The sequence below is a fragment of the Desulfobacterales bacterium genome, assembly GCA_034520365.1.
Classification (GTDB): Bacteria; Desulfobacterota; Desulfobacteria; order Desulfobacterales; family Desulfosalsimonadaceae; genus M55B175.
Genome location: JAXHNP010000002.1, coordinates 624,856 through 636,366, shown reverse-complemented (window position 1 = coordinate 636,366; position 11,511 = coordinate 624,856). Strand labels below are relative to the sequence as shown.

Sequence of the window (11,511 nt, the reverse complement as noted above, 5' to 3'; positions counted from 1 at the left end):
ATAAATGGTTGTCATGATGTGAACGATCATCAGCGCAAACAGCAAACCGGAGATGACATAATGAATCCGGATCCATCGGGAAGAAAACCGTTTTTAAACGGTAGAAGAACCGGGTGGCATATTCGATTTCCGCAAGCGTCCGCACTTCATCAAGCCACTCGCCGCATTTTCCAGCATTTCCTCGCGGGAATAAGTTTCGGAAGCACCGGCTGTGTCTGTCTCTGCTTCATCCAAGGTCTAATCAGCTTTACAATCAGTGTCATTCTTCTTTGCGATTTTCAATCCGGGCTTTTATGAGCTTTTGATCCCGTTTCTGCTCCCGAAGCGATAGATTGACCTTTTTATACCGGTAGCAGCCGCAATGCCGCTGAAAACAACGAGAACGAGCGATAAAAAAACCAGTATGCCGATTAAGCTCGAAAATTTATGCGCCGAATGGATCAGCGACCAGGGAAGGGCCGATCAGACCATAGGTAACATGGCTGTTCAAAGAGATTCTGCCTGCCCTTTTTCTTTAAAACCCGCTTTCGGAACGGATAAATCAGGGTCATCAGAATCATGAGGCTGCCAATGATGCCCAGGCCATGCCCCAGCAGACTGCCGGCGAATGTCTGACTCTGGTGGAACAGAAATCCCAATACCAGCAACAGAAAAAGACAGCCAAAAAGGCATTGATGTTTTTCGCTCCACATAACAGATCAGATCTCACGAGCACGATGTCCGTCAAAGGAACCGCCACACACGGCAGAATCATATTGGCCGCAGCATCCTCATCTTCAAGCCCGTCTTCGACCTCCATATCCACTTGCCGGAAATAAGCGCACCTTACAGGTTCCGCAGACCCCGAGCTTGCACATCGGTTCAATTTCAATCCCGTTTTCTTCAGCCAGTTCCAGCAGGCTTTCATAGCTGTCATTCCATTGTGCGGTCTTGCCGGATGTTTTGAATTCAACTGTTATCGCCATGTGACATCTCCTTTCGAATCATTTCCAGAATTTCCGGGTTCGCCGCTGCCGCTGAAAAAATGCCGACCAGGCGGCCAGGGCAAAAAGGCGCCAGGAAAACCATGGTCAGAAGAATGCGCCAGGAAACTCCTTAATACGCCTTCCTGCGGCTCGACATATTGATCAGATATCTTCACATTGATCTTTAAACCATTGGATATCCGGGGCGTGCTCAGCTGTTTGCGGCCATTCCCGAGTCAGTCTCGATACCGCGGCATCTGAATTTTCGGGCTGCTGCCTTGCCAAGACCGCCCCATAAGCCGGCCACCACTGCCGCCACGAGACGCGGCTAGTCGGCGGTAAAGAAACCGTTTTTGAATTCCCGGACATCGCGTTATGCCCTTGCCGTTTCAATTCACGGCGCGTCGCAGGGCCGCGCTCCATGCCGGCAACGCGGCGCTTCGCCCCGCGATTTCACCGCCGCCTGCCAGGCGGCCCGCCGATCTTCCCGCCAGGCGGCGTAAGCGCCATGGCCGGATCGTTTTCCTGCTTTTTATTGACCGCGACATACTGCAATGGACTTCATCAAGCGTCGCCCCCGATCCGCCGGCAAGCCCGACGGACTCCCTTGCGCGCCGCCAGTTCGATCGAACCAGGCCGTTAACGGCCGGTTCGTGTGCCGTCATCACGGAGACCAACCCCTCTACCCGGTCATCACCCTTTATTTTTCTCGACTTTCCGGCCTTCATGAAGCCTCTCTGGCACTTTGGCGCGGGTTCTCGGGCGAAATGCTCCCCCGCCTCAAGCTGCTCGCAAACCAGGTGGATTTCGTCCGTGTAAAACGCCATGGTCAATGCGCCGCTGACAGCCGCACTCCCGCAGCCCGCTACCGCCACCGGTTCGTTCTCTGAACAAAGGGCCGTCACGGTCTACGCAAATAACTCACGCCCCTTGCCGACCAGCGTTTTTTCATTTTGCCAGACCGGGTGTTATCCAGGAAAGTGTCCAGTGGCCAGAACCGCGGCATCGGCGGACTCAACCGGGCGCCGCTTTCCACGTCGACAATGTAATTGCTTTCATCAGTCCTCCAGTGCCGTAACATCCTCTTCGCGAAATACTGCTCCCGGAAGCCTGGCCTTGCGCTCTGGCCAGATTGAGCGTCTCTTCGCCGGACTGCCTTCAAGAACAGCAGAAGTTTCGCCGATATGGGCCCGATAGGCGCTGCTTTGATCGTTTTGCCGACAACCAGCACCGAGGCCTACCGGCGAACCGCATCGAATGGCCGCCTGCAAGGCCGGCCAGTCCGGCGCCCGGTATAATCGCGTCAGTGCAGGTTTTATTCCAGCGTGCGTCCTTCTCCCGTATTCGCTTTCGTCGTTTGCTTTACACGGGATAAAAGCCGGATTGCGCTTTACGCTCGGCGGTTTATCTGCGACTTGTCAGAAGCCAAGAATGTGGAGATGTTCGCCGCTTCCGGTCGTCGTTTCTTATTTTTTGTTCCATTTTACTGCCACCTCCCATCAATTTGAGATTAATCATAATGGAATTCTTTTCAATAAAAGCCATCTTAACAGCTGCCAGAAGGGCTCTGCCTGCTATTGCCAGGTGTCTGGATGCTAAATGAGTGCCCCGGGCGAGGCGCCACCAGATGCCCCTTGACATGAAGTCATCGTATCGGGACTCCCAGAGGTACCATGGTTTGCCATGACAGTGCCTCTCTTTCAAATTTGGTTTAAGGCGAAATTCATGTCATATTCAGTGTTGATGTCCGTTTTCATGCTCTTCAGGGTTTCCTGCGCATCATGTTTTTGAGATTCATGTGATTCCCCGGCGCCATGCGTGTGCCCCTGATCCCCCTGAGCCGCGGAGATTTGTTCCAGTGAGTGTTCGTATTGATCCGGCGTCATGCGGGGCATCTGCTCGGTAAGATGCTACAGTCCCATATTTCCCGGTCAGTATGGGTAGGACCAAAGGCCGGCATTCCGGTCATCTTGATCCCATGCTTGATAATCCAGTAAATCTGGGCACTGTTCCATTCCTCCTGCGAGTGCCCGTCTGTCATCTCCGGTGGCGAAGGGTAAAGCCCTGAAGCAAATTCGTTCCGGGCCATACCCGGGTGCGCCGTGACAGTACCGGCACATTTCCGTGATAATGGGGCAGTGCACGGCGCCGGACTTCCGCTATATCCAGATCCGGCATACGAATATCACCGCTTTGTGAAACAATTGAGCGATCGCCCAGCCATTTCGATAAATCCGCTGGTGATGATCCCAGTGCGGCACCGGTGGCGCCGATATGATACCAGCCGGTCCAAGCGTACAGCAGCGCGCCGGCCGCCGATAACTAGAACAATGATGATCGCGATTCCCACGGATTCTCATGGCTCCGCCCTCCATAGATAAGTGGTCTCCCGGAATCATGTCGCGATGTTGACAGCCTGAGTGTTAAAACCAGAAACGAATTCCGGCCACAAATGCCGTGGCGTCTGTATCCTCTCCCTTCTTTTTCTGCCAGATCCGCGGTTTCACCCAGTTTCCGCTTCCAGGAAAACGCCGATATAAGGGGCGAATTCCCGGCGGATCTCGTAACGCAGCCTGACGAGGCCCAGTGTGATATCATTAAACCCCTGGCCGATCCCGTATTCTTCCACTTCCTGAACCGCGAGCGCAGTTTCCAGGCGCGGTTGGACAATCAGCCGCTGGGTTAGCAGCAAATCGTATTCTGCTTCTAAGCCGGCAGATACATCACCGTCTTCGCTCACGTAGGCAGTGGCGTCGACTTCGAACCAATACGGCGCAAGACCCTGGATGCCGACAGCGGCAAAGGTTCGTTCCGGGTTGGGTTCAAAATCGTGCCGAACGCCCACCTGAAAATCCCAGAAGGAGGCTATATTTCGTCCATAGAGCAACTCGACTTCAACCTCTTCGAACTCTTCGGCATCAACCAGCCATGAACCTTCGCTTTCCAGGTACAGCTTGTTGTAATCCTCACCGATCCAGGCGATCACGTCATAAAGCATGAGATCTTCGCCTTCGATGGCCTGATATTCGAAACGGTCGGCCTGGAAAACGGCAAAAATCTCATTGTCATGGACCGGCTGGACGCCGAAGTTTCTTCGCGCCTCCGGCCCGGTATCATCGGCATACTTTCGGATTGACGCATCCGCAGGCGGTCCGGGTGCGGTCTCATGATAGCCGGCCGGATATTGACTGCTGCCCGAAGCGCTTGAATTCTGTCCGGCCGCCAGAGCGGGAATGCAGAGAAGCAGCAGAAACCAAGGTGCCCCCCGCATCACGGATCCTGTTTTGAATTTCATTATCTTCTCCTTTCTCAGGCGACCCGGACAACCTGGAACATGCCGGCTTCCATGTGATAGAGCAGATGACAGTGAAACGCCCAGTCTCCTTTCTCAATGGGGGTAATGAGCGCGGATACCACCTCTCCGGGTTTGGTCAGGATCGTGTGCTTGAAAGGCGGTTTTTTCGCCCCGGTTTCCAGCTGCATCCACATCCCATGTAGATGGATGGGGTGATCCATCATGGTATGATTGACCAGAAACAACCGCAGCCGCTCGTTATGCCGGAAAAGATAGGGCCCGGGGTGTTCGGTATATTTCATGCCGTCAAAGGAAAACATGTACCGCTCCATATTGGCAGTAATATTGATGGTCATCTCGCGGTCAACCGCATGCTTGTAAGGCTGTGGTTCCGTTGAGACCAGATCCTCGTAGACCAGCACCCGCCAGCCGTCCTTATCCAAGCCCGAGACCGGGTTCGTTCAGCCGGTAGCGTGGATTGTGAACGACCATGGCCACATTGGTGTTCTTTTCCGGCATAAACGGTTTCGGCCCGTTTGGTCCCGGAATATTCGGGATCGGGTTCCGGCCGGTTTTGGCTATTGGTGCCGCCAGTGCTCCATACCGCCGGACATCATTGCCATGCCGATATCTTCAAGCTTGCGCACAGGGCGTGGACGCAAATTGGGCACTTCAGCCTGCATCCCCGCTGCCGGGGTCAGTGTTCCCAGCGTGTATCCGCTGCGGCCCAGACTACGGCGAAAATGGTAAAAGCCCGGTTTTTTTCCGGCCGCACCAGCACATCATAGGTCTCGGCAACCCCGATGCGAAACTCGTGCACGGGGACCGGCGCCACCGCCTTGCCGTCAGCCATGACCACCTCCATGTCCAACCCCGGAATCCGCACGTCAAAGTTGGTCGTGGTTGCCGCATTGATAAAACGCAGGCGAATGGTCTCGCCCGGGACAAAATTCGCCGTCCAGTTCATTGCCGGCGAGTGGCCGTTCATCAGGTAGGTATAGGTGTGCGCGGTCACATCGGCCAGGTCCACGGGGCTGCATGCGCATTTTGCCCCAGGCCAGGCGATTTCGTCGATGCGTCTTGCCAAACCCGTTTTTATCGCACATCGCCGGAAAAAATCTCCACGGTCCGCCGCTGGTAATTGTAATAGTGTCCCTCCAGGTTGATGTGGCGAAAGATGGCTTCCGGATTCTCAAAAGACCAGTCAGAGAGCACAACCGGAAAATCCCGATCGTATTCAAACGGCTCACCGTCTTTCGGATCAATCACAAGCGGTCCGTATGTGCCGGTCTGCTCCTGGAAACGCGAATGGCTGTGATACCAGTAGGTGCCCGCCTGCCTGACATGATAGCGGTACTGGTAGGTCTCCCCCGGGGGGATGCCCGCAAAATTGACCCCCGGCACACCATCCATGGGGAAAGGGACGAGAATGCCGTGCCAGTGTATGGAGGAATGGGCGGTGTCATGGAGGTCATTGGTCACGTTGAGGATGACATCATCTCCCTCACGCAGGCGAACCAGAGGTCCCGGCACGGATCCGTTAATACCTGTAGAAACGCCCTTTTTCCCGTCAATTCGGATCGGGGAATACCCGATCGTCAGATCGTATCGCGTCTGCGGCCGGATTGCACCGATGCCGGTGTCCGGTGATTCCGCCCATACCGGCAGGGGCCGAGCACAGCCGCACCCCGGCGAGAAAAAGGCCCGCACCGGCGCCCTTGATAAAATTGCGGCGCGTCAAACCGAGTGTTCTCACAACTGTGTCTCCTTTTTATCCCGCGTAATATGTTCTTCCCCATCACGAGTGCTTACATATTTTCTTAGCATTGGCCGACCGACACTTGCCTGCACCGGTTCATGTCGAAAGCTTCAAAAACCGGGCGTTTATCGCCACGATCACGCGTGCTCAAGGACATGAGAATGGCACCCACTGCCGGAGAGAGAAGAATGCCCCAGGAATAGAGCACACCGCCGGCCAAAGGGATGGCAAAGGCGTTATACCCTGTTGCCCATGCCAGGTTCTGAAGCATCTTGCGGTAGGTGGCCCGGGACAGGTCCAGAATGGCGACTGCATCCATGGGATTGCTTCTCACCAGGATGATGTCTGCGGCCTCCACGGCCACATCCGTGCCCGCACCGATGGCGATGCCTACATCGGCCTGGGCCAGGGCCGGGGCGTCATTAACGCCGTCTCCGGTCATGGCCACGGTGAGACCCCGGGACTGGACTTCTTTTACCTTGTTGGCCTTGTCCTCGGGCAGCACCTCGGCAAAATAGTCATCCAGGCCGATTTCTTCTGCCACCCAGGCAGCCACCTGCTTGTTATCGCCGGTGAGCATCATGCACTGGATGCCCATGTTCTTGAGTTTTGATATGGCCTGTTTGGATTCCTCCCGGATGATGTCAGCCAGCGCCACGGCGCCTACTGGCTTCTCATCCACCAGGATGAAGACAACGGTCTTGCCCTGGGCGTTTAATTCGTCAATCCGATTATCATCGACGGATAAATCGTTTTCCCGAAGATAGCCCGGGCTGACAACCTTCACATCCTTGCCTTCAACCCGTGCCTGTGCACCCTTGCCTGTAATCGATTTGAAGTCTTCGGCCTTTTGCGGTTTTTCCACCGCTTCGGCGATTGCCCGGGCAATGGGGTGTTCGGACTGGGATTCCACGGCTGCGGCATAACTAATCAGCGCCTCTTCGCTGTAATCATCTGAAAAGCGCAGGGTGTCGGTCACGCCGAAGCGGCCCTCGGTCAGAGTTCCGGTTTTATCAAAAATAATGGCCCCGATGTTTCGCCCCCGCTCAAAAGCGGCCCGGTTCCGGATCAGAAGACCGTTTTTGGCCGAAAGCGCGGTGGAAACGGCAACCACAAGGGGAACAGCCAGACCCAGGGCATGCGGGCAGGTAATGACCATCACCGTTACCGTGCGCTCCAGGGAAAAGGCGAAATCCCTTCCTATCAAGGCCAGCCAGATCACCAGGGTGACCGCCCCGCAGGTGAGCGCAATGATGGTCAGCCACAGCGCGGCCCGGTTGGCCAGATCCTGGCTTCTGGACTTGCTTTGCTGAGCCTGCTCCACCAGGTCGATCATCTGGGACAGGTACGAGTCCTTGCCGGTTTTCTGCACCGTAACCGTCAAGGATCCTTCGCCGTTGACTGATCCGCCGATCACCTGCGTGCCGGCGCTTTTGGAAACGGGCCTGGACTCGCCGGTGACCATCGACTCGTTGACAGCACTCTGGCCCTCCGAGACCTCGCCGTCCACGGGAACTTTTTCTCCGGGCTTAACCAGCACCCGGTCGCCGGTCTGTATTTCTTGTATGGAAACATCCTTTGTGCTGCCGTCGTCCATTACCTTGTGGGCATCTGAGGGCATGAGCTTTGCCAGCTCCTCAAGTGCCCGGGATGCGCCCATGACCGAGCGCATCTCAATCCAGTGGCCAAGCAGCATGATGTCGATCAGGGTGGCCAGCTCCCAGAAAAACACTTTTCCGGCAAGTCCGAAGACCACGACACTGCTGTAGATATAAGCCGTGGCAATGGCAACGGCGATCAGGGTCATCATGCCGGGCTGTAATTTTTTCAGCTCGTCAAAGATCCCTGTTAAAAACGGCCATCCGCCGTAGAAAAAAATCGCCGATGCCAGGGCAAACAAGACGTATTGATCGCCTGTGAACCCAAGCTCTTCCAGACCCAGAAACGACTGGATCATGGGAGATAGAAAAAGGACGGGAACGGTTATGGCAAGGGATATCCAGAACCGCTTCTTAAAATCAGCCACCATATGGGCATGATGGCTCCCGTGGCCACCGTGTCCGCTGCCATGCGCGCCTTGATTCCGGCGGCCCGATGCTTTGTTGCTCTGATGATGAGTAGTCCCGTGGCTTTCATGGGCTTGGCTCTGCCGGTTATGTGAGGTGTGATTGCCATTCGATGCTGTGATCATAACTTTCTTCCGCTCTTGTCCTTTTGATTTACGGCAATCCATTTTCCGTAAATGAGGAAACTTTTATCCTGTGAGGTGAACCTATTTTCCCATCATGCCGCCGCCGTGCATCATGCCACCTTTCATCATGCCGCCGTGCTGCATCATCATATCTTTCATCTGTTCGATCTGTTTATCAGTGAGCACGGCCTTCATCTTTTTTGCCGTTTCATAGGCGGCAACCTTCATATCGATTTTGATGCCGGCGCAAGTCGACATTTGATTTTTTACTTTATCGGCGGCTGCCTCCTTTTCCAGCAGGCTTTTCATTTTCATTTTCTCCTTGGTCAGCTTGGCCTCAAAATCCACCTGCTGTTTTTTAAAATTCGTCTGCAAGTCGATCAGTTTTACCGTCTGGTCTTGGCTAAGGGATAGTTGGTCCTGCATGGCCGGCAGCATGTGAACCATCATCATGTATTTTTTCATGGGTTTTTGCATCATCATACCGTGATGTTTCATGCCCGTTTTCCCTTTTTTCATGCCTTGCATGCCGCTGGGCTTCATATCGCCCTTCATCATGTCCTGGTGCTGCTCCGTCTGCTGGTCATTGCCGTCGTGCATTTGAGCATTGGCGGTAAAACCCGCCACCAGACCGGTAAGAAAAAAGACCGCAGTGACAAGAATCGCAAATCGTTTCATAATTAAACTCTCCTTTTCATTTTGTTCGGTTTTTTTGTCTTGTTTGTGAAGCTTTTCGAGGATGGCGTTTGCTGTTGCCACATTGTATGACTAAAACATAATAGCTAAGAGACGTTGCGCAAACTAAACATCAGTCTGGCCGTTTGAGGTTTGGAAAAACCAGGGACTGTCTGCGTTCGGGTGCCTTCACAGGCATGGTATGTCCATTTGGGCGGGGCCAAAGTCTACCGGGGCATGAAGTATACGTCTTACATGGTATGGCCGGTTCGAGTGGGAAGGGAGCCGGTAACCGTTTTAAATTCGGGATCGGGTTGCCGCTTATGAGGAGGGGGCATCTCCTTTTTTAACTTTTTTTGATGGGGATTCTGCCGATTTGGCCTTAGCGCCGGTTGTCTTTTTCGTTGTCGTTTTTTTCGCTTCCGTTTTTTGCGTTGGTGTCTTTTTGGACGCGGCTTTTTGAGTCCTGGCTTTCGCGGTGGATGCCTTTTGCGGTTTTTCAGCCGGCTTGTCCTCGACGGCTTTGTTCGTTTCCATTCCCATTTTGGCCCGGGCTTCCAGGGCGAGTTCCTTTACTTTCTGGATATCCTCATCGGTGTATACGCCCTTGTGCCCCGAGATGGCCGCCAGTTTCATGCCGTGCTTCAACCCCAGCTTGTAGATTTCCTTGACCTTTTCCCATTCGATCTCCCGGCCCACCGTAAAGACTTCAAACCGCCCTTCAAGTGCCAGGACAATGGTTTCGGCCAGGCAGGCATAAGCCACCTTTTCAGGCAGCCCGATGTTTTTCATCTTGATGTTTCCGCCCGGCAGCTCGATTTCACCGGATTCGATAACCAGGACATCCGGGCGCTTGGCCACATCTTCGGGGGACAGATCCAGGGGGCGGGCCACGTCCGTAATAACGCATCCAGGCTTGACTTTGGTGATATCCAGTACTTTTTTGCCGGCGCCTGACGTGGTGGTAACAATCATGTCCATTTCGTGAACATGCTGTTCAGCATAGGTCGAGAGCGTTATCTTGCAATCCGGCATTTCGTCCTGGATCGATTCCTTGAGCGCCAGGAGTTTAGCGGTATTGCGGCCCACCAGCGTCAAGTCGTTGACCACCAGGGCCAGCAGGCGGGAGCACACCGCCCCGATGGAACCGGTTGACCCCATGACCATGGCTTTGGCATTCAGCAATTTTCCTTTTCCTATCTTTATCAGCCCCATGCGCCGGACCGCGTCTGCCGCCGCCCAAAGCGCGCCCGAGGCGCTGTAGCTGTTCCCCGTTGTTATGGGGATTTCAGCTTTTCGGGAAACAGTTAGCCCGGCATCCCCAACCACCTTGGTAAAGGCGCCAAGGCCCATGATCTGGGCGCCCAATCGTTTGGCCATTCTTGCCGCCTGCAGAAGCCGCTTGTAGGTAAATTCCGGGGAATGGGCCAGCATCTGCTTCGGGGTGCCCCCGACACTAATCAGCCACCCTTCGGCTTCGACGCCCAGGGGGGATTTGACGCCTTCGATTTTTGAATAAACAAACGGCGGGGAATAGGCCATCACTTTCTCGAGAGTGTCGGCAAACCCGGGAAGCTTGGTGAACATGCCAACCGTCTTATCCTTTCTGAAGTCATCCTGGGACAGGGGATGTATCACAAACGCAAACCGGTTGACCCGATGCTCTTCTCCCTGCGGATAGACAATCCGGGGCTCCAGGTACTGCTCACTGATGATCTCCATGAGTTCATCATTGGTGATTTCAGCCTTGGGTTTCTCCATGGCCGCTGTGATCATGGCTTCCAGCACATTTGTGCCCACAACTCTTTCAAGTATTTTCGGGGTATTGTCAATAATCATGTCTACCCCGCGCTGTCTGAGAAATTCAACCCGATCCTCATAGACGGTGGAAGAAATCACCGTCTTGCCCCCAAGCTCTTCGAGGCCGGCAACCTCCATGTAGCGATAGAAATCCTGGTAAGGCACCATGATCATAGAGTTTTTCTGCATGGCTTTTCGCAGAAGGTATTCATTCAATTTTTTTATCGGAACGGTTGAGGTGGCCAGGCGCTTGCCCGGCACGTATTGGAGGACTTCATGCACGCCGTTGGCATACCGCTCCACATCCTTTAGCGAATTTAAGAATTTCGGTATGCCATGCTCGAGCAACGGGTCGGCAAAGATGAGGTTGTCGGTAAATTCGGAGAGTATGCTCGCCAAGTTGTAGTTAACAAGCCCGGAAAGCACTATCACCCGGGCATTGGTAAAGATTTCGTTCATCTTATACTGCAGGTGCCGGATGGACCATTCAAAGGAGACTTTTCGGAATGCATCGCCGGTGGTTATCGGCGTTGACATCCGGGCGCTCATTTTCGCTATCCACTTATGCTGTTTGGTATTTAACCGGGGCGGCCCTATAGTATAGGGAAATCGTATGCTGCCGATCCCAATGGCATCGGCTCTTTCATCCCAATATTTCAGAAGGGATTCAGCCTTGCTGTAATCGCCATCTGTTCCCACCCGTTTGACAAAAAAATCCTGGCCCAGGAACTCGGTTTCAAACTCATAATTGACCCGGCTTTCCCCCAGGCTGATACAGATGACACGCTTCATAGTGGCTACCTCTCAATATTTTTTGGGTCCGGAA

General features: G+C 54.1%; 11 protein-coding genes. 1 reads left to right on the top strand and 10 read right to left on the bottom strand.

The genetic code is table 11. From position 1 onward, the window contains the following. On the top strand, positions 1-297 hold a 297-nt coding region (locus tag U5L07_03195), incomplete at its 5' end, for a hypothetical protein (protein ID MDZ7830738.1). A 259-nt stretch (positions 298-556) separates the two neighbouring features. Here U5L07_03195 and U5L07_03190 read toward each other — a convergent pair. From U5L07_03190 to U5L07_03145, 10 genes are all read right to left on the bottom strand, one after another. Next, a complete protein-coding gene (locus U5L07_03190) occupies positions 557-799 on the bottom strand; it encodes a hypothetical protein (protein MDZ7830737.1) in 243 nt (80 codons plus the stop codon). After that, positions 777-965, bottom strand: a complete 189-nt coding sequence (locus tag U5L07_03185; GenBank protein MDZ7830736.1) for a 2Fe-2S iron-sulfur cluster binding domain-containing protein — start codon at positions 963-965, stop codon at positions 777-779. The genes U5L07_03190 and U5L07_03185 overlap by 23 nt, the downstream gene beginning before the upstream one ends. Positions 966-2,665: 1,700 nt before the next feature. Beyond that, positions 2,666-2,851, bottom strand: a complete 186-nt coding sequence (locus U5L07_03180) for a hypothetical protein (protein MDZ7830735.1) — start codon at positions 2,849-2,851, stop codon at positions 2,666-2,668. Positions 2,852-3,468: 617 nt separating this feature from the next. Further along, complete coding sequence (locus U5L07_03175; protein ID MDZ7830734.1) at positions 3,469-4,260, bottom strand: copper resistance protein B; 792 nt, start codon at positions 4,258-4,260, stop codon at positions 3,469-3,471. Between the two features lie 14 nt (positions 4,261-4,274). Continuing rightward, positions 4,275-4,703, bottom strand: coding sequence for a multicopper oxidase domain-containing protein (locus U5L07_03170; GenBank protein MDZ7830733.1), 429 nt, complete (start codon positions 4,701-4,703; stop codon positions 4,275-4,277). 254 nt (positions 4,704-4,957) lie between these two features. Continuing rightward, positions 4,958-5,347 (bottom strand): hypothetical protein, encoded by a 390-nt coding sequence (locus U5L07_03165; protein MDZ7830732.1) that lies wholly within the window; start codon positions 5,345-5,347, stop codon positions 4,958-4,960. Positions 5,348-5,355: 8 nt separating this feature from the next. Next, entirely contained in the window at positions 5,356-5,970 is a 615-nt protein-coding gene (locus tag U5L07_03160) for a multicopper oxidase domain-containing protein (GenBank protein ID MDZ7830731.1), read from the bottom strand. 110 nt (positions 5,971-6,080) lie between these two features. After that, positions 6,081-8,210: a copper-translocating P-type ATPase gene (locus U5L07_03155; protein ID MDZ7830730.1), complete on the bottom strand. Its 2,130-nt coding sequence runs from the start codon at positions 8,208-8,210 to the stop codon at positions 6,081-6,083. Positions 8,211-8,291: 81 nt separating this feature from the next. Beyond that, positions 8,292-8,888 carry a hypothetical protein gene (locus U5L07_03150; GenBank protein MDZ7830729.1) on the bottom strand — a complete coding sequence of 199 codons (597 nt, stop codon included), beginning with the start codon at positions 8,886-8,888 and terminating at the stop codon, positions 8,292-8,294. Between the two features lie 318 nt (positions 8,889-9,206). Next, positions 9,207-11,477 (bottom strand): hypothetical protein, encoded by a 2,271-nt coding sequence (locus U5L07_03145; protein MDZ7830728.1) that lies wholly within the window; start codon positions 11,475-11,477, stop codon positions 9,207-9,209. Positions 11,478-11,511: the final 34 nt, after the last annotated feature.